Annotated in this window: 23 protein-coding genes and 1 pseudogene; 16 read left to right on the top strand and 8 right to left on the bottom strand. The window is 52.3% G+C overall.

Annotated elements, in window-relative coordinates:
* Positions 1 to 280: 280 nt before the first annotated feature.
* Positions 281 to 1,384 carry a branched-chain amino acid ABC transporter substrate-binding protein gene (locus OGX83_RS13440; RefSeq protein WP_139157946.1) on the top strand — a complete coding sequence of 368 codons (1,104 nt, stop codon included), beginning with the start codon at positions 281 to 283 and terminating at the stop codon, positions 1,382 to 1,384.
* Positions 1,385 to 1,467: 83 nt separating this feature from the next.
* Here OGX83_RS13440 and OGX83_RS22880 read toward each other — a convergent pair.
* Positions 1,468 to 1,595, bottom strand: a pseudogene (locus tag OGX83_RS22880) (hypothetical protein).
* Positions 1,580 to 1,963 (bottom strand): aspartate 1-decarboxylase autocleavage activator PanM, encoded by a 384-nt coding sequence (panM, locus tag OGX83_RS13435; protein WP_003827573.1) that lies wholly within the window; start codon positions 1,961 to 1,963, stop codon positions 1,580 to 1,582. The pseudogene OGX83_RS22880 and the gene panM overlap by 16 nt, the downstream one beginning before the upstream one ends.
* 423 nt (positions 1,964 to 2,386) lie before the next feature.
* Here panM and livK point away from each other — a divergent pair, with 423 nt between their 5' ends.
* From livK to ugpQ, 11 genes are all read left to right on the top strand, one after another.
* Positions 2,387 to 3,496 (top strand): high-affinity branched-chain amino acid ABC transporter substrate-binding protein LivK, encoded by a 1,110-nt coding sequence (gene livK / locus OGX83_RS13430; RefSeq protein WP_003023433.1) that lies wholly within the window; start codon positions 2,387 to 2,389, stop codon positions 3,494 to 3,496.
* Between the two features lie 61 nt (positions 3,497 to 3,557).
* On the top strand, positions 3,558 to 4,484 hold the full coding sequence (gene livH / locus OGX83_RS13425; RefSeq protein ID WP_003827575.1) for a high-affinity branched-chain amino acid ABC transporter permease LivH: 927 nt from the start codon (positions 3,558 to 3,560) through the stop codon (positions 4,482 to 4,484).
* On the top strand, positions 4,481 to 5,758 hold the full coding sequence (gene livM / locus OGX83_RS13420) for a branched chain amino acid ABC transporter permease LivM (RefSeq protein WP_048215381.1): 1,278 nt from the start codon (positions 4,481 to 4,483) through the stop codon (positions 5,756 to 5,758). Before livH ends, livM begins: the two co-directional genes overlap by 4 nt.
* Entirely contained in the window at positions 5,755 to 6,522 is a 768-nt protein-coding gene (gene livG, locus OGX83_RS13415) for a high-affinity branched-chain amino acid ABC transporter ATP-binding protein LivG (RefSeq protein WP_003827578.1), read from the top strand. Before livM ends, livG begins: the two co-directional genes overlap by 4 nt.
* Positions 6,523 to 6,539: 17 nt before the next feature.
* Positions 6,540 to 7,253: a high-affinity branched-chain amino acid ABC transporter ATP-binding protein LivF gene (gene livF, locus OGX83_RS13410; RefSeq protein ID WP_003827581.1), complete on the top strand. Its 714-nt coding sequence runs from the start codon at positions 6,540 to 6,542 to the stop codon at positions 7,251 to 7,253.
* Between the two features lie 101 nt (positions 7,254 to 7,354).
* Positions 7,355 to 7,636 (top strand): hypothetical protein, encoded by a 282-nt coding sequence (locus tag OGX83_RS13405; protein ID WP_003827582.1) that lies wholly within the window; start codon positions 7,355 to 7,357, stop codon positions 7,634 to 7,636.
* 247 nt (positions 7,637 to 7,883) lie between these two features.
* Complete coding sequence (gene ugpB, locus OGX83_RS13400) at positions 7,884 to 9,200, top strand: sn-glycerol-3-phosphate ABC transporter substrate-binding protein UgpB (RefSeq protein ID WP_003827583.1); 1,317 nt, start codon at positions 7,884 to 7,886, stop codon at positions 9,198 to 9,200.
* 110 nt (positions 9,201 to 9,310) lie between these two features.
* A complete protein-coding gene (ugpA, locus tag OGX83_RS13395; protein ID WP_191226699.1) occupies positions 9,311 to 10,198 on the top strand; it encodes a sn-glycerol-3-phosphate ABC transporter permease UgpA in 888 nt (295 codons plus the stop codon).
* Complete coding sequence (ugpE, locus tag OGX83_RS13390) at positions 10,195 to 11,040, top strand: sn-glycerol-3-phosphate ABC transporter permease UgpE (protein ID WP_003023450.1); 846 nt, start codon at positions 10,195 to 10,197, stop codon at positions 11,038 to 11,040. Before ugpA ends, ugpE begins: the two co-directional genes overlap by 4 nt.
* Positions 11,041 to 11,042: 2 nt before the next feature.
* Positions 11,043 to 12,113: a sn-glycerol-3-phosphate import ATP-binding protein UgpC gene (locus OGX83_RS13385; protein ID WP_126956405.1), complete on the top strand. Its 1,071-nt coding sequence runs from the start codon at positions 11,043 to 11,045 to the stop codon at positions 12,111 to 12,113.
* Positions 12,110 to 12,853 carry a glycerophosphodiester phosphodiesterase gene (gene ugpQ / locus OGX83_RS13380; protein WP_003827589.1) on the top strand — a complete coding sequence of 248 codons (744 nt, stop codon included), beginning with the start codon at positions 12,110 to 12,112 and terminating at the stop codon, positions 12,851 to 12,853. Before OGX83_RS13385 ends, ugpQ begins: the two co-directional genes overlap by 4 nt.
* Here the strand turns inward: ugpQ and OGX83_RS13375 are convergent.
* On the bottom strand, positions 12,850 to 13,290 hold the full coding sequence (locus OGX83_RS13375; RefSeq protein ID WP_032945243.1) for a DUF2756 family protein: 441 nt from the start codon (positions 13,288 to 13,290) through the stop codon (positions 12,850 to 12,852). The two genes, ugpQ and OGX83_RS13375, sit on opposite strands and share 4 nt — an antisense overlap.
* A 118-nt stretch (positions 13,291 to 13,408) precedes the next feature.
* Between OGX83_RS13375 and ggt the strand changes: the two genes are divergently transcribed.
* Positions 13,409 to 15,154: a gamma-glutamyltransferase gene (gene ggt, locus OGX83_RS13370; RefSeq protein ID WP_048215387.1), complete on the top strand. Its 1,746-nt coding sequence runs from the start codon at positions 13,409 to 13,411 to the stop codon at positions 15,152 to 15,154.
* 72 nt (positions 15,155 to 15,226) lie between these two features.
* On the opposite strand, the gene OGX83_RS13365 is transcribed toward ggt, so the two are convergent.
* The 5 genes from OGX83_RS13365 to yhhY form a co-directional block, all read right to left on the bottom strand.
* Complete coding sequence (locus OGX83_RS13365; RefSeq protein ID WP_234691894.1) at positions 15,227 to 15,478, bottom strand: MarR family transcriptional regulator; 252 nt, start codon at positions 15,476 to 15,478, stop codon at positions 15,227 to 15,229.
* 22 nt (positions 15,479 to 15,500) lie between these two features.
* Complete coding sequence (locus OGX83_RS13360; RefSeq protein WP_057067167.1) at positions 15,501 to 15,779, bottom strand: YrhB domain-containing protein; 279 nt, start codon at positions 15,777 to 15,779, stop codon at positions 15,501 to 15,503.
* Positions 15,779 to 16,939: a type VI secretion system tube protein TssD gene (tssD, locus tag OGX83_RS13355; protein ID WP_234691893.1), complete on the bottom strand. Its 1,161-nt coding sequence runs from the start codon at positions 16,937 to 16,939 to the stop codon at positions 15,779 to 15,781. The genes OGX83_RS13360 and tssD overlap by 1 nt, the downstream gene beginning before the upstream one ends.
* 269 nt (positions 16,940 to 17,208) lie before the next feature.
* Positions 17,209 to 18,093, bottom strand: a complete 885-nt coding sequence (locus OGX83_RS13350) for a hypothetical protein (RefSeq protein WP_048236954.1) — start codon at positions 18,091 to 18,093, stop codon at positions 17,209 to 17,211.
* A 46-nt stretch (positions 18,094 to 18,139) separates the two neighbouring features.
* On the bottom strand, positions 18,140 to 18,628 hold the full coding sequence (yhhY, locus tag OGX83_RS13345) for an N-acetyltransferase (RefSeq protein ID WP_008786353.1): 489 nt from the start codon (positions 18,626 to 18,628) through the stop codon (positions 18,140 to 18,142).
* A gap of 471 nt (positions 18,629 to 19,099) precedes the next feature.
* On the opposite strand from yhhY, the gene OGX83_RS13340 reads away from it, so the two are divergent.
* The 3 genes from OGX83_RS13340 (at position 19,100) to gntR (ending at position 22,320) form a co-directional block, all read left to right on the top strand.
* Positions 19,100 to 20,137: an oxidoreductase gene (locus OGX83_RS13340; protein ID WP_071446689.1), complete on the top strand. Its 1,038-nt coding sequence runs from the start codon at positions 19,100 to 19,102 to the stop codon at positions 20,135 to 20,137.
* A 123-nt stretch (positions 20,138 to 20,260) separates the two neighbouring features.
* Positions 20,261 to 20,956 carry a quercetin 2,3-dioxygenase gene (yhhW, locus tag OGX83_RS13335; protein WP_003023472.1) on the top strand — a complete coding sequence of 232 codons (696 nt, stop codon included), beginning with the start codon at positions 20,261 to 20,263 and terminating at the stop codon, positions 20,954 to 20,956.
* Positions 20,957 to 21,324: 368 nt separating this feature from the next.
* A complete protein-coding gene (gene gntR, locus OGX83_RS13330) occupies positions 21,325 to 22,320 on the top strand; it encodes a gluconate operon transcriptional repressor GntR (protein ID WP_008786351.1) in 996 nt (331 codons plus the stop codon).
* The last annotated feature ends 25 nt before the right edge of the window (positions 22,321 to 22,345 follow it).

The following is a 22,345-nucleotide window of genomic DNA, read 5'->3' as shown; positions in this document are numbered from 1 at the left end:
CAGAGAGGATAATACAAGGCCGGATAAGGCGTTTACGCTGCCATCCGGCAACACCTTTGCCCGATGGCGCTTTGCTTATCGGGCCTACGACCTTTCCTCCCCTCCCCAGATACGAATTTGTTATCTGGATGTAAATTTAGCTATTCCAAAATAATAAAAATCGGGTATGTTTTAGCAGAGTATGCTGCTAAAGCACGGGTGGCTATCCAATAATCGAAATAAAGTGCTGAACAACAACATCACAACACACGTAATAACCACAATAATGGGGATTGTCAGGATGAATATGAAGGGTAAAGCGTTATTGGCAGGATGTATCGCCCTGTCTTTGAGCAATATGGCGTTTGCTAAGGATATTAAAGTTGCCGTCGTCGGTGCGATGTCCGGTCCGGTAGCGCAGTATGGCGATCAGGAATTTACTGGCGCAGAGCAGGCGATTGCAGATATCAACGCCAAAGGCGGCGTGAAAGGCGACAAACTGGTCATGGTGAAATATGACGATGCCTGTGACCCGAAACAAGCGGTAGCGGTAGCTAACAAAGTGGTCAACGACGGGATTAAATATGTTATCGGCCACCTGTGCTCGTCTTCCACTCAGCCTGCGTCAGATATCTATGAAGACGAAGGCATTCTGATGATCACCCCAGCGGCAACGGCGCCGGAGCTGACCGCGCGCGGTTATAACCTGGTGATGCGTACCACCGGTCTGGATTCCGATCAGGGACCAACCGCTGCCAAATATATCGTTGAAAAAGTGAAGCCGAAGCGCATTGCGATCGTTCACGACAAACAACAGTACGGTGAAGGCCTGGCGCGTTCCGTGCAGGACAACCTCAAGAAAGCCAACGCTGACGTGGTGTTCTTCGACGGGATCACCGCTGGCGAGAAAGATTTCTCTACGCTGGTGGCGCGTCTGAAGAAAGAGAATATCGATTTCGTTTACTACGGTGGTTATCACCCGGAAATGGGGCAGATCCTGCGTCAGTCTCGTGCCGCAGGTCTGAAAACCCAGTTTATGGGACCAGAAGGGGTAGCGAACGTGTCGCTGTCTAACATCGCGGGTGAGTCTGCAGAAGGCTTACTGGTAACGAAACCGAAGAACTACGATCAGGTTCCGGCGAACAAACCGATTGTGGACGCGATCAAAGCCAAGAAACAGGATCCGAGCGGTGCATTCGTATGGACCACTTACGCCGCGCTGCAATCCTTGCAGGCCGGTCTGAACCAGTCTGACGATCCGGCTGAAATTGCCAAATACCTGAAAGCAAACTCAGTGGAAACCGTAATGGGGCCGCTGTCATGGGATGCGAAGGGCGATCTGAAAGGCTTCGAATTCGGCGTGTTTGACTGGCATGCAAACGGGACGGCGACCGACGCCAAATAATTTTCCTGGCGCCTTTCGCGCTGCAGATGCGTTGGCTACGTTATTCAACCCCGGTCACTTACTTATGTAAGCTCCCGGGGACTTCAAAACTTGCAGCCTTCCTGCAACGTGAAATTCTTGGAAAATTGCGAGATGGTTTTTTATTTTTTGCTCCCAGCATGTAGGCCGGATAAGCGTCAGCGCCATCCGGCTTTTTTATCTTTTTTCCCAGCCATTCTCCTGGGCTGTAAACCCTAACGCCTGCATAAACGCGGCCATCACGCTGCGGTCTTCAACGCCGACGTCGGCCATCCACCATGAACTCACGTCAGGGTTTTCCCGGATGACTTCTTCGATCAAATACTGCCCGACGCCGCGACGGCGGGTGATATCGCGTACGCGCAATGAATCTAATGCACCTTGCGTGCCGCTCAGGGTTACGCGAACTGCGCCTAACAGACGCTCGTTAAAGCGTGCGGCGTAGATCCGGTGCGTTTCATCTACGCTTAACGATGAGGCGGAATATTCCGGCCAGATTTTGCCCAGATCAATCTGGTCCTGGTCGCTAAAGTTATCTAAACGAACGATGGTCAGCTTCATTAACAGCATGTCCAAATCACAAAAGATGGAATGAGTGTACCGAAATAATTCGCCCGGATGCTTTCTCTTTTTTATGTGAATAACCAGATTAATAATTTTGTAACAACGGTAATGACAGTTTGAAACCGTAGAGATTGAAAAACAGGCAGAATAATACCCTGGAATGCAGCATTTTATTCGGCTCTTTGTGCCGTTATTTTATGCTGACAAACGTGCTTTTTTTTGTTTATCTATAGTGAAAAGCAGAATATTATCTTTTCTTAATCGACTGAAAAATAGAGATTTTAGCCTGATTTTGCTTAAAAAACTGCGCTAAACCATTAATGAGACTGGTAAAAATAGTGCAGTTCAAAAAAAGCACAGACTGCTTTTTAACCACATAAATACAAAATATTAATTACGTCACGAATGGGGATTCAGGTAATGAAACGGAATGCGAAAACAATCATCGCAGGGGTGATAGCACTGGCAATGTCACACGCGGTCATGGCGGAAGATATCAAGGTCGCTGTTGTCGGCGCGATGTCAGGTCCGGTCGCGCAGTGGGGCGATATGGAATTTAATGGCGCACGTCAGGCCATTAAAGATATCAATGCCAAAGGCGGGGTCAAAGGCGACAAACTGGTTGCAGTGGAATATGACGACGCCTGCGATCCGAAACAGGCCGTTGCGGTAGCGAACAAAATCGTCAATGACGGCATTCAGTACGTTATTGGGCATCTGTGCTCATCCTCCACGCAACCGGCATCAGATATCTATGAAGATGAAGGCATTCTGATGATTTCTCCGGGTGCCACAAACCCGGAACTGACCCAGCGCGGTTACGCTCACATTATGCGTACAGCGGGCCTGGACTCCTCTCAGGGGCCGACCGCCGCGAAATACATTCTGGAGAAGGTGAAGCCACAGCGTATCGCCATCATTCACGATAAACAGCAATACGGTGAAGGTCTGGCGCGTTCGGTGCAGGACAGCCTGAAAGCGGGCAAAGCCAACATCGTTTTCTTTGACGGTATCACCGCCGGGGAAAAAGATTTTTCTGCGCTGATCGCTCGCCTGAAAAAAGAAAATATCGACTTTGTTTATTACGGCGGCTACTACCCGGAAATGGGGCAAATGCTGCGCCAGGCGCGTTCCGTCGGGCTGAAAACCCAGTTTATGGGACCTGAGGGCGTCGGCAATGCGTCGCTGTCTAACATCGCCGGTGATGCTGCTGAAGGCATGCTGGTAACCATGCCAAAACGCTATGACCAGGATCCGGCGAATAAGGCTATCGTCGATGCGCTCAAAGCTGACAAGAAAGATCCAACCGGACCATACGTGTGGATCACTTATGCAGCCGTCCAGTCATTGGCGACAGCAATGGATCGCAGCGGTAGTAAAGAGCCGCTGGACCTGGTGAAAGATCTGAAAGCACACGGGGCTGATACCGTGATTGGGCCGCTGAAATGGGACGAAAAAGGCGATTTGAAGGGATTTGAGTTTGGTGTCTTCCAGTGGCATGCAGACGGTTCTTCGACCGTCGCGAAGTAATACCTGAAGACGAGTTATCCCACCGCCCGTGCAAAACGGGCGGGTTTAAAAAGGTTACCTTATGTCCGAGCAGTTCCTCTATTTCTTGCAGCAGATGTTTAACGGCGTCACGCTGGGAAGCACCTACGCGCTGATCGCCATCGGTTACACGATGGTGTACGGCATTATCGGCATGATCAACTTCGCCCACGGCGAGGTGTATATGATCGGCAGCTATGTCTCCTTTATGATCATCGCAGCGCTAATGATGATGGGCATTGATTCCAGCTGGCTACTGGTCGCGGCGGGCTTCGTCGGCGCGATTGTCATTGCCAGCGCCTACGGCTGGAGCATTGAACGCGTGGCGTATCGGCCCGTGCGCAGCTCCAAGCGCCTGATCGCGCTGATTTCCGCTATCGGGATGTCTATCTTCCTGCAAAACTACGTCAGCCTGACGGAAGGTTCGCGCGACGTGGCGCTGCCCAGCCTGTTTAATGGCCAGTGGACTGTCGGCAGTAGCGATAACTTCTCTGCTTCCATCACCACCATGCAGTTGGTTATCTGGATCGTAACCTTCCTGGCGATGCTGGCGCTGACGCTGTTTATCCGTTACTCCCGTATGGGCCGCGCCTGCCGTGCCTGTGCCGAAGACCTGAAGATGGCCAGCCTGCTCGGCATTAACACCGATCGCGTGATTGCGTTGACCTTTGTGATTGGTGCGGCAATGGCGGCGGTAGCGGGTGTGCTGCTCGGTCAGTTCTATGGCGTAATTAACCCATACATCGGCTTTATGGCCGGGATGAAGGCCTTTACCGCGGCGGTACTGGGCGGCATCGGCAGCATTCCAGGGGCGATGATCGGCGGCCTGATTCTGGGCGTTGCGGAAGCGCTCTCCTCTGCTTATCTGAGTACCGAATACAAAGACGTCGTTTCATTCGCGCTGCTGATTCTGGTGCTGCTGGTGATGCCGACCGGTATTCTGGGTCGCCCGGAGGTAGAGAAAGTATGAAACCGATGCATTTTGCAATGGCGCTGCTCTCTGCCGCTATGTTCTTCGTCCTGGCGGGCGTTTTTATGGGCGTTCAGTTAGAGCTGGACGGTACCAAGCTGGTGGTCGATACCGCTGCGGATATCCGCTGGCAGTGGGTGTTTATCGGCACTGGCGTGGTCTTTCTTTTCCAACTGCTGCGTCCAGCCTTCCAGAAAGGCCTGAAGAGCGTCTCCGGACCGAAATTTATTCTGCCGGCGATTGACGGCTCCACCGTTAAACAGAAGCTGTTCCTGGTGGCGCTGCTGGTGATTGCCGTGGCGTGGCCGTTTATGGTGTCACGCGGTACGGTGGATATCGCCACGCTGACGATGATTTATATCATCCTCGGCCTCGGCTTAAACGTGGTGGTAGGGCTTTCGGGCCTGCTGGTGCTGGGCTACGGCGGCTTCTATGCCATCGGCGCTTACACCTTCGCGCTGCTGAACCACTATTACGGACTCGGCTTCTGGACCTGTCTGCCGCTGGCGGGACTGGTTTCCGCTGCTGCGGGCTTCCTGCTTGGCTTCCCGGTACTGCGCCTGCGCGGTGATTATCTGGCGATTGTGACCTTAGGCTTCGGCGAAATCGTCCGCATCCTGCTGCTCAACAACACTGAAGTAACCGGCGGTCCAAACGGTATTAGCCAGATCCCGAAACCGACCTTTTTCGGTCTGGAGTTCAGCCGTACCGCCCGTGAAGGCGGTTGGGATACCTTCAGCAACTTCTTTAACGTCAAGTACGATCCGTCTGACCGCGTCATTTTCCTCTATCTGGTGGCGCTGCTGCTGGTGGTCTTCTCGCTGTTTGTTATTAACCGTTTGCTGCGTATGCCGCTGGGTCGTGCGTGGGAAGCGCTGCGTGAAGATGAAATTGCCTGTCGCTCGCTGGGCTTAAACCCTACGCGCATTAAGCTGACAGCCTTTACCATCAGCGCCGCGTTTGCCGGTTTTGCCGGTACGCTGTTTGCCGCGCGCCAGGGCTTCGTCAGCCCGGAATCCTTCACCTTTGCCGAGTCGGCCTTTGTGCTGGCGATTGTGGTACTGGGCGGAATGGGCTCACAGTTTGCGGTGATCCTCGCAGCTATCCTGCTGGTGGTGTCACGCGAGCTGATGCGTGATTTCAACGAATACAGCATGTTAATGCTGGGTGGTTTAATGGTACTGATGATGATCTGGCGTCCGCAGGGCTTGTTGCCGATGACCCGTCCACAGTTGAAGCTGAAAAACGGGGAAGCAAAAGGAGAGCAGGCATGAGTCAGCCATTATTATCCGTTAACGGCCTGATGATGCGCTTCGGCGGTCTGCTGGCGGTAAACAACGTTGAACTGGAACTGCGACCGCAGGAGATTGTCTCGTTAATCGGCCCGAACGGTGCGGGGAAAACCACGGTCTTTAACTGTCTGACCGGTTTTTATAAGCCGACCGGCGGGACGATTAAGCTGCGCGACCAGCACCTGGAAGGGCTGCCGGGTCAGCAAATCGCGCGTATGGGCGTGGTGCGTACTTTTCAGCACGTGCGTCTGTTTCGCGAAATGACGGTGATTGAAAACCTGCTGGTGGCGCAACATCAGCAACTGAAAACCGGCGTCTTCTCCGGCCTGTTGAAAACCCCGTCGTTCCGTCGCGCGCAGAGTGAAGCGTTGGATCGCGCGGCCACCTGGCTTGCGCGTATTGGCTTGCTGGAGCATGCCAACCGTCAGGCCAGTAACCTGGCCTATGGCGACCAGCGTCGTCTGGAAATAGCCCGCTGCATGGTGACCCAGCCGGAAATCCTGATGCTCGACGAACCCGCTGCTGGACTCAACCCGAAAGAGACCAAAGAGCTGGACGAGCTGATTGCTGAACTGCGTAACCATCACAACACCACCATTTTGTTGATTGAGCACGACATGAAGCTGGTGATGGGGATTTCTGACCGTATTTACGTGGTGAACCAGGGCACGCCGCTGGCAAATGGGACGCCGGAACAGATTCGTAATAACCCGGATGTTATCCGCGCCTATTTAGGTGAAGCATAATGGGGGCGAGGATTAATATGGATAAGGCGATGTTATCGTTCGACAAAGTCAACGCCCACTACGGCAAGATACAGGCGCTGCACGACGTCAGCTTGTATATCAACCAGGGTGAAATCGTTACTCTGATTGGTGCTAACGGCGCGGGAAAAACCACGCTGCTCGGCACATTGTGTGGCGACCCGCGAGCGACCAGTGGGCGAATCGTCTTTGATGGTAAAGACATTACCGATTGGCAGACGGCGAAAATCATGCGCGAAGCGGTAGCGATTGTGCCGGAAGGGCGTCGCGTGTTTTCCCGCATGACGGTGGAAGAGAACCTGGCGATGGGCGGCTTCTTTGCCGAAAAGGACCAGTTTCAGGAACGCATCAAATGGGTGTATGACCTGTTTCCCCGTCTGCATGAGCGTCGTATTCAACGTGCGGGAACGATGTCCGGCGGTGAACAGCAGATGCTGGCGATAGGCCGTGCACTGATGAGCCAGCCGAGGCTGCTGCTGCTTGATGAACCGTCGCTGGGTCTGGCGCCGATTATCATCCAGCAGATTTTTAACACCATCGAACAGCTGCGCGAGCAGGGGATGACCATCTTCCTCGTCGAACAGAACGCTAACCAGGCGCTGAAGCTCGCCGATCGCGGCTACGTGCTGGAAAACGGTCATGTGGTGCTGGAAGACACCGGTGATGCGTTACTGGCTAACGAAGCGGTGCGTAGCGCGTATCTGGGCGGTTAATCATTCTCTGAATAGACAAGGGGCCCGCTGTGGCCCCTTTTTATTGCTCTATGTTATTATTGAGAATAGTTATCAATAATAAAAATGAACATGGAGAAAGGATGATTCGTTCAGGTACTTGCATGATGATTGGCAGTTTGTTTTTGACGCTTTCACTAACCACCCAGGCCTCAACACCGCCAGCGTTTGACCCGCGCGATCCCGCTATCTGGGAAGAGAAACCGGACAACCCGTTAGCGCAATCCGACTCGCCCTGCGAAGTGTTTACCAGCTCGGTATGCCCAGGCTGGGATGATGATAAATCGGATATCCAACGTGAACGTGAGCGGCGAGAGCAGCAGCGTTTACAGAATGAATATGAGCGACGCTGGCGTCGGGATTAATCTTCCTTGCTGGAGCAGCCGATCACGCCATCCAGGCCGGAGAAGGTATAGCGATATCCGGCTTTGTTGTGCACCACCCCGCATTTTCCTGTCACTACGCTTTCACCGCCTTGCCATCTGTTTGTCGCCTTACTATCTTTTTTTTGTAATAAAAAAGTTATTTTTCTGTCATTCGAGCATGTCATGTTACCCCCGCGAGCATAAAACGCGTGATATCGCGCATCCGGCACAACAAGAGAGATAACCGATGATATCGTTACGACATACAGCTTTAGGACTGGCACTTAGCCTGGCATTTGCAGGTCAGGCACTGGCGGTCACCACTATCCCGTTCTGGCACTCAATGGAAGGCGAACTGGGTAAAGAAGTTGATTCACTGGCGCAACGTTTTAATGCAGCCAATCCCGACTACAAAATTGTTCCGCAGTACAAAGGCAACTACGAGCAGAGCCTGAGTGCAGGAATTGCTGCTTTCCGTACCGGAAACGCGCCTGCGCTGCTGCAGGTTTATGAAGTGGGTACGGCAACCATGATGGCCTCAAAAGCCATTAAACCGGTCTATGAAGTATTCAAAGAGGCTGGCATTAACTTCGATGAGTCTCAGTTCGTACCGACGGTTTCCGGTTACTACACCGACTCTAAAAGCGGACACTTGCTCTCCCAGCCGTTTAACAGCTCCACTCCGGTGCTGTACTACAACAAAGATGCCTTCAAAAAAGCCGGTTTAGACCCGGAGCAGCCGCCGAAAACCTGGCAGGATCTGGCGGAATATACCGCGAAGCTGAAAGCCGCAGGTATGAAGTGCGGTTACGCCAGCGGCTGGCAGGGATGGATTCAGATTGAAAACTTCAGCGCCTGGAACGGTCTGCCGGTAGCAACCAAAAACAATGGCTTTGACGGTACCGACGCGGTGCTGGAGTTCAATAAACCGGAACAGGTGAAACACATCGCTCTGCTGGAAGAGCTGAACAAAAAAGGTGATTTCAGCTACTTCGGGCGTAAGGACGAATCCACTGAGAAGTTCTACAACGGGGATTGTGCCATTACCACCGCCTCTTCCGGTTCTCTGGCTGACATCCGCCACTACGCTAAATTCAATTATGGCGTCGGGATGATGCCGTACGATGCCGATGTGAAGGGAGCGCCGCAGAATGCGATTATCGGTGGGGCCAGCCTGTGGGTGATGCAGGGTAAAGACAAAGCAACCTACGAAGGCGTGGCGCAGTTCCTCAACTTCCTGGCGAAGCCTGAAATTGCTGCCGAATGGCACCAGAAGACCGGCTATCTGCCGATCACCACCGCTGCCTACGACCTGACCCGTGAGCAGGGCTTCTATGAGAAGAACCCTGGGGCTGATATCGCCACCCGCCAGATGCTGAACAAGCCGCCGTTGCCGTTCACCAAAGGGCTGCGTTTGGGCAATATGCCGCAGATCCGCACCATTGTGGATGAAGAGCTGGAAAGCGTCTGGACCGGGAAGAAAACCCCGCAGCAGGCACTGGATGCCGCCGTTGAGCGTGGCAATCAGTTACTGCGCCGCTTTGAGCAATCGACCAAGTCTTAAGTGTATAAGTGCCTGATGGCGCTGTGCTTATCAGGCCTACAAGTTTGTAGTTTGTAGGCCGGATAAGGTGCTTGCACCGCCATCCGGCACCTTCCAGGAAAAGAACCTACATGTCTTCATCCCGTCCGGTATTCCGCTCGCGTTGGCTTCCCTATTTGTTGGTAGCTCCGCAGCTGGTTATCACCGTTATTTTCTTTATCTGGCCCGCCGGTGAAGCGCTGTGGTACTCGCTACAATCCGTTGATCCGTTTGGTCTTTCCAGCCAGTTTGTCGGACTGGAAAACTTTGTCGCGCTGTTTCATGACCCGTACTACCTCGACTCATTCTGGACCACCATTAAGTTCAGTACGTTAGTCACGGTAAGCGGTCTGCTGGTGTCGTTATTTTTTGCGGCGCTGGTGAATTACGTGTTGCGCGGCAGCCGTTTTTACCAGACGCTGATGTTGTTGCCTTATGCCGTTGCGCCCGCCGTCGCCGCCGTATTGTGGATCTTCCTGTTTAACCCAGGACGTGGGCTGATTACCCATTTTCTCGGTGAGTTTGGCTATGACTGGAACCATGCGCAAAACAGCGGTCAGGCGATGTTCCTGGTGGTGTTTGCATCGGTCTGGAAGCAGATTAGTTACAACTTCCTGTTCTTCTTTGCCGCACTGCAGTCTATCCCGCGATCGCTGATCGAAGCTGCTGCGATTGATGGCGCAGGGCCGGTTCGCCGCTTCTTTAAGCTGGCGCTGCCGTTGATAGCCCCGGTCAGCTTCTTTCTGCTGGTGGTGAATCTGGTTTATGCCTTCTTTGATACCTTCCCGGTTATTGATGCCGCCACGGCGGGTGGGCCGGTGCAGGCGACGACCACGCTGATTTATAAGATCTACCGTGAAGGGTTTGTCGGGTTGGATCTGGCTTCTTCCGCCGCACAATCGGTGGTGCTGATGTTCCTGGTCATTATTTTGACGGTGGTGCAGTTCCGCTATGTGGAAAGTAAGGTGCGTTACCAATGATTGAGAACCGTCGTGGGCTGACAATATTCAGCCATGCCATGTTGATTATGGGGATCATGGTGATCCTGTTTCCGCTGTACGTCGCGTTTGTCGCGGCGACGCTGGACAACAAAGCGGTGTTTGAAACGCCGATGACGCTGGTTCCCGGCACGCAGTTGCTGGAGAACATGAAATACATCTGGGTCAACGGTGTGGGCGTCAACAGCGCGCCGTTCTGGTTGATGATGCTTAACAGTTTCATCATGGCGTTCAGTATTACGGTAGGGAAAATCACCGTCTCCATGCTCTCCGCATTCGCCATCGTCTGGTTCCGTTTTCCGCTGCGCAACCTGTTCTTCTGGATGATTTTTATCACCCTGATGCTGCCGGTTGAGGTGCGAATCTTCCCCACCGTGGAGGTTATCGCCAACCTGAAAATGCTCGACAGCTATGCGGGTCTGACGCTGCCGTTGATGGCATCGGCTACTGCGACCTTCCTGTTCCGACAGTTCTTTATGACCCTGCCGGATGAGCTGGTTGAGGCCGCGCGAATTGACGGTGCGTCACCGATGCGTTTTTTCCGCGATATCGTACTACCACTGTCAAAAACCAATCTGGCGGCGCTGTTCGTTATCACCTTTATCTACGGCTGGAACCAGTATTTGTGGCCGTTGTTAATTATTACCGACGTCAATTTGGGCACTGCGGTGGCGGGTATCAAAGGCATGATCGCCACCGGTGAAGGCACCACGCAGTGGAACCAGGTAATGGCTGCCATGCTGCTGACGCTCATCCCCCCGGTAATCATCGTGTTAGCCATGCAGCGTGCCTTCGTACGCGGTCTGGTCGATAGTGAGAAATAAAAATGGCTGGTTTAAAACTACAGGCAGTAACCAAAAGCTGGGACGGCAAAACCCAGGTGATTAAACCGCTGACGCTGGACGTCGCGGACGGGGAATTTATCGTGATGGTTGGCCCATCCGGCTGCGGAAAGTCTACGCTGCTGCGGATGGTGGCTGGGCTGGAGCGGGTGAGCGGTGGCGATATCTGGATTGATAATAAACGCGTCACCGAGATGGAGCCGAAGGATCGCGGCATTGCGATGGTCTTTCAAAACTACGCGCTCTACCCGCATATGAGCGTGGAAGAAAACATGGCCTGGGGGCTGAAAATCCGCGGGATGGGCAAGGAGCACATTGCTGAACGGGTAAATGAGGCGGCGCGTATTCTCGAGCTGGGTGAGCTGCTCAAACGTCGTCCGCGCGAACTTTCTGGCGGTCAGCGCCAGCGCGTAGCGATGGGGCGAGCTATTGTGCGCGACCCAGCGGTATTCCTGTTCGATGAGCCGCTTTCTAACCTCGATGCCAAGCTGCGCGTACAGATGCGTCTGGAGTTACAACATCTGCATCGCCGCCTGAAAACCACTTCGCTATACGTGACGCACGACCAGGTTGAAGCGATGACCCTCGCCCAACGGGTGATGGTGATGAACAAAGGCATTGCCGAGCAGGTAGGTACGCCGGTTGAGGTGTATGAAAAACCTGCCAGCCGCTTTGTGGCGAGTTTTATCGGCAGCCCGGCAATGAACCTGCTGGACGGGCGCATCAGTACCTCGGGCACCCATTTTGAACTGGAGGGGGGCATGACGCTACCCATCGGCAGAAGCGCGAGAGAGTCTATTGGGCGTAACATGACATTGGGTATCCGCCCAGAGCATATTGCGCTAAGCTCGCAGGCCGAAGGCGGCGTGCCGTTGGTTGTTGATACACTGGAAATGCTGGGCGCAGATAACCTGGCACACGGACGCTGGGGCGAGCAAAAGCTGGTGGTGCGACTGGCGCATCAGCATCGCCCAACGGCAGGCAGCACGCTGTGGCTGCATCTGCCGGAAAATCATCTGCATCTTTTTGATGGCGAAACAGGACAACGCGTATGAGTAACTGGCCTTACCCCCATATTGTCGCCCATCGTGGCGGCGGTAAGCTGGCCCCGGAAAACACCCTGGCGGCGATCGACGTGGGGGCGCGATACGGGCATACCATGATCGAGTTTGACGCTAAATTGTCGAAAGACGGTGAGATCTTCTTACTGCATGATGACAACCTGGAGCGAACCAGCAACGGCTGGGGCGTGGCAGGCGAGCTGAACTGGCAGGATTTATTGCGCGTGGACGCCGGCGGCTGGTTTAGCGGTGAGTTTAAAGGTGAACCGCTGCCGCTGCTCTCGCAAGTGGCCGAGCGCTGCCGTCAGCACGGTATGATGGCGAATATTGAAATTAAACCCACAACCGGTACCGGAACGTTAACCGGCAAAGTCGTGGCGCTGGCCGCGCGGGAACTGTGGGCGGGAATGACGCCGCCACTATTGTCATCCTTTGAAATTGATGCACTTGAAGCGGCGCAGCAGGCGGTACCTGAACTGCCGAGAGGCTTGCTGCTTGATGAATGGCGCGAGGACTGGCGCGAGCTGACCACGCGGCTTGGCTGCGTCTCTATTCATCTTAATCACAAACTGCTGGATGAAGCGCGTGTGGATGCGCTGCGTGATGCGGGGCTACGTATTCTGGTATATACCGTCAACCGACCCCAGCGCGCGGCGGAACTGCTGCGCTGGGGCGTGGACTGCATCTGTACCGATGCCATTGATACGATTGGTCCGGATTTCCAACCTTTTTAAGGCCCAATCGTTTTTAACGGAACGTTAGGCTGCGGCGTGCTGGAGGGCTTCAGCATGTCGCCGTTCTTTTTCTCTGACAGCATATGTTGCTTATTCAGAGAGCTGTCCGGGTTACGGGTTCCACTCAACATCCCACCGTTGCTGTTGGGCAGCATTTGTTGCTGGCTGGGATTCAACTCGCCTGGCTGAGACTGAAGGACCCGCTGGGAGTTGGTGTTAATTTGGTTTTCCATATGCTGTTGCTGCATACGCGTCTGCGTTTGCAACTGTTGGTTGAGCATCCCTTTCTGCTGAATTTGCTGCGTTTGCATTTGGGTTTGCATACGCTGCTGACTCGGGATCTGATAACCGGGTTGGTTCGGGTTATTCATGGTGTTGATGGGCTGTGTAAAGCCTGCAAACGGCAACAGCATGGCTAAAAGTAAGAGTCGTTTCATCGCTTTTCTCCTCTCGGGGATCTCTTAAGTTTACTCCTTTCTCGCCGTTACGATGATTATTTCAGAGTTATGCACCAGGCTTAGTGGGGGCAGACCCCCATACATCTGGAGAATAACGATGATAAAACCGACGTTTTTACGCCGGGTAGCCATTGCTGCTCTGCTCTCAGGAAGTTGTTTTAGCGTTGCTGCCGCGCCGGCTGCGCCACCGCCGGTATCTTACGGAGTCGAGGAAGATGTGTTCCATCCCGTACGTGCTAAGCATGGGATGGTGGCCTCTGTGGATGCTTTAGCTACCCAGGTTGGTGTGGACATTCTTAAACAGGGTGGGAATGCCGTCGATGCCGCCGTGGCCGTTGGCTATGCGCTGGCGGTGACGCATCCCCAGGCGGGCAATCTGGGCGGCGGTGGTTTTATGCTACTGCGTACCAAAGACGGTAACACCACCGCGATCGATTTTCGTGAAATGGCGCCTGCTGGCGCGACCCGTGACATGTTCCTCGATGAGCAGGGCAACGCCGATGCGAAAAAGTCGCTGACGTCGCATCTGGCATCCGGTACGCCGGGTACCGTGGCGGGTTTCTCGCTGGCGCTGGAGAAATACGGCACGATGCCGCTGAACAAAGTGGTGCGCCCGGCGATGAAGCTGGCGGAAGAGGGCTTTGTGGTTAATGACGCGCTGGCCGACGATCTGAAAACCTATGGCAGCGAAGTGCTCCCTAATCACGAGAACAGCAAAGCCATTTTCTGGAAGGACGGCGAGCCGCTGAAAAAGGGCGACAAGCTGGTGCAAAAGAATCTGGCGAAAAGCCTGGAAATGATTGCCGAGAATGGCCCGGATGCGTTTTATAAAGGGGCTATTGCCGATCAGATAGCCGGGGAAATGCAGAAGAACGGCGGGCTGATGACCAAAGAGGATTTAGCCAGCTATAAAGCCGTGGAGCGCACGCCGATCAGCGGTGACTATCGCGGGTATCAGGTCTTCTCCATGCCGCCGCCGTCCTCTGGCGGTATTCACATCGTGCAGATCCTCAATATTCTCGAAAACTTCGATATGAAGAAGTACGGATTTGGCAGCGCAGACGCCATGCAGGTTATGGCTGAAGCGGAGAAATATGCTTACGCCGACCGTTCAGAATATCTGGGCGACCCGGATTTTGTGAAAGTGCCGTGGCAAGCGCTGACCAACAAAGCCTATGCTAAAACGCTTGCCGATCAGATTGATATCAACAAGGCTAAGCCTTCCAGCCAGATCAAACCTGGCAAGCTCGCCCCGTATGAAAGCAACCAGACTACGCACTTCTCGGTAGTGGATAAAGACGGCAATGCCGTGGCGGTAACGTATACCCTGAATACCACCTTCGGGACCGGCATCGTGGCGGGTAACACCGGTATTCTGCTGAATAATGAAATGGACGACTTCTCCGCTAAGCCGGGCGTGCCGAACGTTTATGGACTGGTGGGCGGTGATGCTAACGCGGTTGGGCCGAAGAAGCGTCCGCTGTCATCGATGTCGCCGACTATCGTGGTAAAAGACGGGAAAACCTGGCTGGTGACCGGCAGCCCAGGTGGAAGCCGAATCATCACTACCGTACTGCAAATGGTGGTCAACAGCATTGATTTCGGGATGAACGTCGCCGAAGCGACCAACGCACCGCGCTTCCATCATCAATGGTTGCCGGATGAACTGCGCATCGAGAAGGGCTTCAGCCCGGATACAATCAAGCTGCTGGAGCAAAAAGGACAGAAAGTAGCGCTGAAAGAGGCGATGGGCAGCACGCAGAGCATTATGGTTGGACCGGATGGCGCACTGTATGGTGCTTCTGACCCGCGTTCCGTGGATGATTTAACGGCGGGATACTAAGGATGACGGCCCTCTTCGATGGGAGAGGGCTTACTTGGAAGGCTCAATTTTTAACGAGCATAATATTTTAAACTAAAAAAGATGCTGTTGCTCTTTGATCAAGTTAAAGCCATTTTGGGCTACTTTGTAGCGTGGTCTTGATTTATCTTCGCCATATACGACATCAACCAATCCGCTATTGACAAGGCTCGTTACGATATTCGCAACATTACCAAATCCAGAAACGCCTCTCGTATAAAGAGCACGATCCAAAGCTATCCAGTTCCAGTCAATATCTTTTTCAGCCATAACTTTCAGTACGTTAAGCTCTGTTTCAGTTATCATAGTTAATCGCATCCGAGTAAGCTTAGCTTCGTGTTTTTTTGCTTTCTTCGTAGTCTTTTAAATATTTCTCCAGCGGCCAGGCAGTGCCTAAATCAAAGATTTCACCACTATCTTTATCGATGATGAATGGAGCGTTTCCTGCCAGACGGGCAACGTTGTCTCCGGTTTCAAGGTATTCCCTAGACTCGAAGCAAAAAAACCAACCTTCTGCAAACCTTCCATGGAGTGTGATAACGACAGGAGCATCCTCATCGTAAAGATATTTATTGGCTTTGTTTATAGCTTCTTCGTAAGTGATCACTAGTTTGTCCTCAATAGTTGAAATGATTTGAATTGATTAAGATCAGCGCCATTCCCCGTTTGTCCGTCCAAAAATCTGATTGTATTATTCTGATTTGCAACATTAAAGACATGTCCTGGCTGTCCCGGTCCATACGAACCATAAACAATTCCCCTTGCACCCGAATTAGCATTACTCATTATGTGAATTATTTCATCAACAGATGACATTGGTTTGAATTTTCCACTATAAAACTTTTCTAAAACTGAGAGAGGGACACCTTTTGTTGAGTTGACTGGTAATGCTGATGCTGGATGTCCTGCCAAGGTAGCATCTGTAGCGATCGCGCAGTTAACGCAATTATGGGTATGCCCTGTTTTGGGATATCCGGGATTAACATTTCGGATGGCTCCAGCTGATTTATCGTTAAATTTTCTTATTACACCCCTGAATCTATTAAAATTTTGAATCTTAGAAGCATTCCTTGAAAAAAGGAGGGATGCAGCAATAATACCTAATCCAATTGTTTTTTCGTTAAGTACCTGCTCGTAGCCTGCAGGAGCATCGCCCCCCAATTTTTCCGCCGTTTCCCTGAAGCCGTCGATATTCCCGTTGTAGATACCTCCAGCGGCAAGCAGTCTGCCAACCCCTTTGCTGTTTAACGTTTTGAGGCCGTTGTCTGCGGGTGTTTTTGGGCGGGGGATAAACAGGCGGTTGTAGTTCTCGGGCAACGCCAGGTAGCTGAACTCAGTGTTGGCAATAAGATGTTTGCAGAGGATATATTCATAGTTGATGGTTATTGTTTCTGTGTCTAAATTATTGTCGCTGAATTGGTGTTGAATGGCTGATAGAAATGCTCCCCGCAGTTGAATATAATAATATTTCTCCCATCTACCGAACCTATTGATGCGGTAGAAATAAAACTCCATATACAACTGCTCGTTGTTATTAATCGCATTAACAAACAACGGTGTACTTTTATCGATAAGTTTACAAAATCGCAGTCCGTGCAAATGAGATCCTTTGCCAGTACTGGTTATACTATTAGAGAGCGAAAAGGCAAAGATTTCGTCTTCGTGCCCTTTTTGCCAGCGGTTACCCACGGATGCAACGGTTCCACATCCGTCAGAAATAGCGTCCTGCTGTTGCCCAGAAACCATCAGATAGACGATATCACTCATGACATCCTTATCCTTTTATTACTTGTTGTCGTAAAAATGGTAATTCTTTCTTTGTTTTAATTACGCTTTCTAATGTCGTTCGTATATAGCAGAAATAAGACGTTTCACTTTAAGTGAATTTTATTGAGGGGAATCTGAATATAAATAATGTATGAGATAAGAATTTATACATTCAATAATTTGGAGTTATTAATGGAGGGTTTGCTGATGTTAATTGACCCGTATCAATGGCCTACAGCGTTCTGAACGATGTAGGCCTGACTGGTAGGTTATGGTGCATATCGCTGCAGTGATTCGGACCAGCGGAATATTTGGCTGCTTTTATCCTGTAGGCTAACGCGCTCTAAGTCATAAAATCCGTGCGTCTTTGCCGAGCGCATTTTGAGAATGTACTTACTTTCGCTGATGTCGTGCTGCCTTGTGCCGTCTTTATTCCAGTCTCCAGCAATGTCCGAATAGTAATAAACAAGGTCAGAAAACACGTTGATTATCTTGCTGTCTTTGATGGTGTAGAGTTCCAGCACTTCATAAAATGCGCCGCCGCCGGAATACGCATCAGAGTATCCACCCCGCACCCCGAATGCCAGGGTATCGGGTGCTATCCGGTACGGTGCCAGATCCAGCTTTGTATAATAAGCCAGCGGTCTGACGGACTCATCATCGCTCTCTTTTTCAGCGGCTTTATTCCACTCTGAGAGCTGGTTTAACGGTTTTTCCGAGCGTGCAATCGGCGTTAGCTGTGGATTCTGCCAGGAAAAAACGCCGAGATATAATTTATTAGCGCGCCCGTTGCTGTAGTTTTCCGGGCAGGTGTTATCCGCGTATTTTTTTGCTTGCTCGGCGTCAGCCTTATTATCGGCAAAACAAGCAATGCCAATATATTTACCGTCTTTTCCCCAAGATTTAGCACCGGTCAGGATCAGGTTGTCAGGATCTTCATTCGGTGCAACCCATGCAATCCACTGCTTTTCAGATAAGCCCTGAGGAAGCTCACCAAATCCTTTCGCAGGGGTTGCTCCTGCCATTTGCTCAGCAAAAATCTGTTTACCTTCAGGATGTTGGATGGCACTGGCTACGGAATCGAGATTTTGTACGGTAGTGGCAAAAGCAGGGGAGAGCGAGGCCAGCAAAACCAGGGGAAGAAACTTTTTCACTATTGCGTCCTTTCAATAAGCAGGGCGATAAGGCTCGCCCTTAAATTTATTTCACGCGCGCCATAAAGTAGGCATCAACATACTCACCGTTGCGCAGGCCGTATTTCTTACCGGTGCCTTCGATTTCAAAGCCGTACTTCTTATAGACTGCTACAGCAGGCTCATTATCAACAAATACTGTCAGCTCAATGCGCTCGACGCGCAGCCAGTTGTCGCACATGTCGATCATCGTACGAATCAGCGCGCTGGCAACGCCACGATTGTGCCACCTGCCATCCACGCAGATACCAAAATCGGCCACGTGGCTGCGGCGCGGGCGCTGCGCGACCTCAATACAGAGGTGCCCCACGACGATATCATCAATGCAGGCAACCAGCTGTTTGACACCGGCTTGCTCGGTTAGCCGCGCTTGCCACATTTCGAGAGAAGGATGAGGAACCTGTAGCGTGTTGTGGTACACCTCCGGCTGGGCGTGGATCTGACGAATTGCGTCGTAATCTTTCGGTTCAGCGTGGCGTATCACTATCTCACTCATTCCTTATCTCCTGCAGGGTTAATTGTGCATTTACACTCGCTGAGAAAGAAAAATCCGTCAACTGCATTTTTTTGCAAAAATAAGTAGACAAGTGCGAATGAGAATGATTATTATTGCTCTGCGTTCAGGGGAACCCCTACGGAGAACCTGAAAGCACGACATTGCTCACATTGCTTCCAGTATTACTTTAGCCAGCTTTTGCTGGCTTTTTTTTTTGGCTGGGTTTCGGGCTAGTTTGCTTGCCAGCTTAATCCCGGGCTGTGCTCGCAATCCTCACGTACTCTGTGTACGCTCCGGTTGCTGCGCGCAGGCCGTGAATAATCTGCCTACGCCACTTACGCCCGATCTTTTGGCTGTATAATGCGGTAGGCCGGATAAGGCAACGCCGCATCCGGCACGATGACAGGATGGATTCAGTCTCCAGCCGCTTTGCGCTATGGTGTAGACAATCACCTTCAAAAGGATCGTCTCATGACCTTACACTGCGCATTTATTGGTTTTGGTAAAAGCACCACCCGCTACCATTTGCCGTACGTCCTAAACCGCAAAAATAGCTGGCACGTCGCGCACATTTTCCGCCGCAACGCCAGGCCGGAAGAGCAGGCGCCGCAGTATTCGCATATTCACTTCACCAGCGACCTCGACGAGATCTTAAACGATCCGCAGGTGAAACTGGTGATCGTCTGTACCCATGCTGACAGCCATTTTGAATATGCTAAACGCGCGCTGGAAGCGGGTAAAAATGTGCTGGTTGAGAAACCCTTCACGCCGACGCTTGCGCAAGCAAAAGAGCTGTTCGAACTGGCGCGAAGCAAAGGACTGACCGTTACGCCGTATCAGAATCGCCGTTTTGACTCCTGCTTCCTCACCGCGAAAAAAGCCATTGAGAGCGGCAAGCTCGGCAAGATTGTTGAGGTTGAAAGCCATTTCGATTACTACCGTCCTGAAGCAGAAACCAAGCCGGGACTGCCGCAGGACGGCGCGTTTTATGGTCTGGGCGTACACACCATGGATCAGATTATCTCGCTGTTCGGACGTCCCGATCATGTGGCCTATGACATCCGCAGCCTGCGCAACAAAGCGAACCCGGACGATACCTTTGAAGCGCAGCTGTTTTACGGCGACCTGAAAGCCATTGTTAAAACCAGTCATCTGGTGAAAATCGACTATCCGAAGTTTATCGTCCATGGCACCAAAGGCTCGTTTGTGAAGTACGGCATCGACCAGCAGGAAACCAGCCTGAAGGCCAATATCATGCCGGGTGAGCCAGGTTTCGCTGCTGATGATTCCATTGGGATGCTAGAGTACGTCAACGATGACGGCATCACGGTAAAAGAAGAGGTAAAGCCGGAAGTGGGGGATTACGGTCGCGTGTATGACGCGCTGTACCAGACGCTGACCACCGGTACGCCTAATTACGTCAAGGAATCTGAAGTTCTTACCAACCTGGAGATCCTCGAACGCGCCTTTGAACAGGCAACGCCTGCCACGATAACCCTCGCCAAATAGCCTGCACAGACTCCTCTGGGCTTGTTCATATTTTTTGAACAGAGGAGTCAATTTTCACCCTCTATGATCCCAGACGGATTGAGTCCACACTTACTCCATCGAAAACATCTGGGGGTGAACACAATGATCTACTTACGCAAAGCTAACGACCGTGGCCACGCTAATCATGGCTGGCTTGATTCATGGCATACCTTCTCTTTTGCCAACTACTATGACCCGAACTTTATGGGGTTCTCGGCACTGCGCGTGATTAACGATGACGTGATCGATGCAGGTCAGGGATTTGGTACTCATCCCCATAAAGACATGGAAATCCTGACCTACGTGCTGGAAGGCGCGGTAGAGCATCAGGACAGCATGGGCAACAAAGAGCAGGTTCCGGCCGGTGAGTTTCAGATTATGAGCGCCGGGACGGGGATCCGTCACTCGGAGTACAACCCGAGCAATACTGAGAAGCTGCATCTGTATCAGATCTGGATCATGCCGCAGGAGAACGGTATTACTCCGCGCTATGAACAGCGTCGTTTCGATGCCGCTCAGGGTAAACAACTGGTGCTGTCGCCGGATGCCCGTGATGGTTCACTGAAAGTGTACCAGGATATGGAGCTGTACCGTTGGGCGCTGGTCAAAGATGAGCAGTCGGTGCATCAGATTGCCGCGGAACGCCGCGTTTGGATCCAGGTGGTAAAAGGCAACGTGACGATTAACGGCACCAAAGCGACCACCAGCGACGGTCTGGCAATCTGGGATGAACAGGCAATTTCTATTCATGCCGACAGCGACAGTGAAGTGTTACTGTTTGACCTGCCGCCAGTATAAAAATACACGTCATCCTTCAAGCCGCATCTGTGTTGGCTTTATTACTCGGCCCATCCATAGGCCTCGCCCCTTCGGGGCCGCTGTATGCAGCGTTCAAATCTGCTCCCGGCAGATTTGTCGCTCACCCCGGTCGCGTACTTAATGTACGCTCCCGGGGATTTAATGAGGGACATCCTTGTCCCTCACCAGAGGCAACCTTCGGTTGTTCAAATTCGTTCCTGACGAATTTGTCACTGCGTCGCCGCCTTGATGCAACTCGAATGATTTTGTGTATTTATCACAATAAAAACTCCTTTTTTTCTCTGCAAAGGTTCACGCACGTCCGTGGTAAACTGGGAGAATCTATCCCTTTTTAACGCTTCAGGACGATGAAAAAGAAAAGACCCGTACTTCAGGATGTAGCCGACCGCGTGGGCGTGACCAAAATGACGGTCAGTCGCTTTTTGCGTAACCCGGAGCAGGTCTCCGTGGCGCTGCGGGGCAAAATTGCCGCTGCACTTGATGAGCTGGGTTATATTCCCAATCGCGCTCCTGATATCCTTTCTAACGCTACCAGCCGCGCTATCGGCGTGCTGTTACCGTCTCTCACTAACCAGGTTTTTGCTGAAGTGCTACGCGGCATTGAGGCCGTCACCGACGCCCATGGTTATCAAACGATGCTCGCGCACTACGGCTATAAGCCTGAGATGGAACAAGAGCGCCTGGAATCGATGCTGTCGTGGAATATCGATGGCCTGATCCTCACCGAACGTAGCCACACGCCCCGCACGCTGAAAATGATTGAAGTTGCCGGTATCCCGGTGGTTGAGCTGATGGACAGCCAGTCTCCGTGTCTGGATATCGCCGTCGGTTTCGACAACTTCGAAGCCGCGCGTCAGATGACTGCCGCTATTATCGCCCGCGGGCACCGTCATGTAGCCTATCTTGGCGCTCGTCTTGATGAACGTACTATCATCAAACAGAGAGGCTACGAGCAGGCAATGCGCGATGCCAACCTGGTGCCGTACAGCGTGATGGTGGAACAGTCTTCTTCCTACTCCTCCGGTATTGAACTCATCCGTCAGGCGCGGCGTGAATACCCGCAGCTCGACGGCGTTTTCTGTACCAACGATGACCTGGCGGTAGGGGCGGCTTTCGAATGCCAGCGTTTAGGGCTGAAAATCCCGGATGACATGGCGATTGCCGGATTCCACGGTCACGACATCGGGCAGGTGATGGAGCCGCGTCTGGCGAGTGTGCTCACGCCACGTGAACGGATGGGCAGCATTGGCGCAGAACGCCTGCTGGCGCGCATTCGTGGTGAAGCAGTCACGCCTAAAATGTTAGATTTAGGTTTCACCTTGTCACCGGGCGGATCTATTTAAGCCAACAAGTTTGAAGTAGCTCACA

The sequence above is a fragment of the Citrobacter sp. Cpo074 genome (genome assembly GCF_030332745.1).
GTDB lineage: Bacteria > Pseudomonadota > Gammaproteobacteria > Enterobacterales > Enterobacteriaceae > Citrobacter > Citrobacter portucalensis.
The sequence above is the reverse complement of the archived record's forward strand: the minus strand, read 5'-3'. Positions and strand labels throughout refer to the sequence as shown.

Bases quoted from the DNA above. Each gene is read 5' to 3' on its own strand.
- OGX83_RS13440 (WP_139157946.1), top strand. From the start codon at position 281: ATGAATATGAAGGGTAAAGCGTTATTGGCAGGATGTATCGCCCTGTCT.
- panM (WP_003827573.1), bottom strand. From the start codon at position 1,963: ATGAAGCTGACCATCGTTCGTTTAGATAACTTTAGCGACCAGGACCAG.
- livK (WP_003023433.1), top strand. From the start codon at position 2,387: ATGAAACGGAATGCGAAAACAATCATCGCAGGGGTGATAGCACTGGCA.
- livH (WP_003827575.1), top strand. From the start codon at position 3,558: ATGTCCGAGCAGTTCCTCTATTTCTTGCAGCAGATGTTTAACGGCGTC.
- livM (WP_048215381.1), top strand. From the start codon at position 4,481: ATGAAACCGATGCATTTTGCAATGGCGCTGCTCTCTGCCGCTATGTTC.
- livG (WP_003827578.1), top strand. From the start codon at position 5,755: ATGAGTCAGCCATTATTATCCGTTAACGGCCTGATGATGCGCTTCGGC.
- livF (WP_003827581.1), top strand. From the start codon at position 6,540: ATGGATAAGGCGATGTTATCGTTCGACAAAGTCAACGCCCACTACGGC.
- OGX83_RS13405 (WP_003827582.1), top strand. From the start codon at position 7,355: ATGATTCGTTCAGGTACTTGCATGATGATTGGCAGTTTGTTTTTGACG.
- ugpB (WP_003827583.1), top strand. From the start codon at position 7,884: ATGATATCGTTACGACATACAGCTTTAGGACTGGCACTTAGCCTGGCA.
- ugpA (WP_191226699.1), top strand. From the start codon at position 9,311: ATGTCTTCATCCCGTCCGGTATTCCGCTCGCGTTGGCTTCCCTATTTG.
- ugpE (WP_003023450.1), top strand. From the start codon at position 10,195: ATGATTGAGAACCGTCGTGGGCTGACAATATTCAGCCATGCCATGTTG.
- OGX83_RS13385 (WP_126956405.1), top strand. From the start codon at position 11,043: ATGGCTGGTTTAAAACTACAGGCAGTAACCAAAAGCTGGGACGGCAAA.
- ugpQ (WP_003827589.1), top strand. From the start codon at position 12,110: ATGAGTAACTGGCCTTACCCCCATATTGTCGCCCATCGTGGCGGCGGT.
- OGX83_RS13375 (WP_032945243.1), bottom strand. From the start codon at position 13,290: ATGAAACGACTCTTACTTTTAGCCATGCTGTTGCCGTTTGCAGGCTTT.
- ggt (WP_048215387.1), top strand. From the start codon at position 13,409: ATGATAAAACCGACGTTTTTACGCCGGGTAGCCATTGCTGCTCTGCTC.
- OGX83_RS13365 (WP_234691894.1), bottom strand. From the start codon at position 15,478: ATGATAACTGAAACAGAGCTTAACGTACTGAAAGTTATGGCTGAAAAA.
- tssD (WP_234691893.1), bottom strand. From the start codon at position 16,939: ATGAGTGATATCGTCTATCTGATGGTTTCTGGGCAACAGCAGGACGCT.
- yhhY (WP_008786353.1), bottom strand. From the start codon at position 18,628: ATGAGTGAGATAGTGATACGCCACGCTGAACCGAAAGATTACGACGCA.
- OGX83_RS13340 (WP_071446689.1), top strand. From the start codon at position 19,100: ATGACCTTACACTGCGCATTTATTGGTTTTGGTAAAAGCACCACCCGC.
- yhhW (WP_003023472.1), top strand. From the start codon at position 20,261: ATGATCTACTTACGCAAAGCTAACGACCGTGGCCACGCTAATCATGGC.
- gntR (WP_008786351.1), top strand. From the start codon at position 21,325: ATGAAAAAGAAAAGACCCGTACTTCAGGATGTAGCCGACCGCGTGGGC.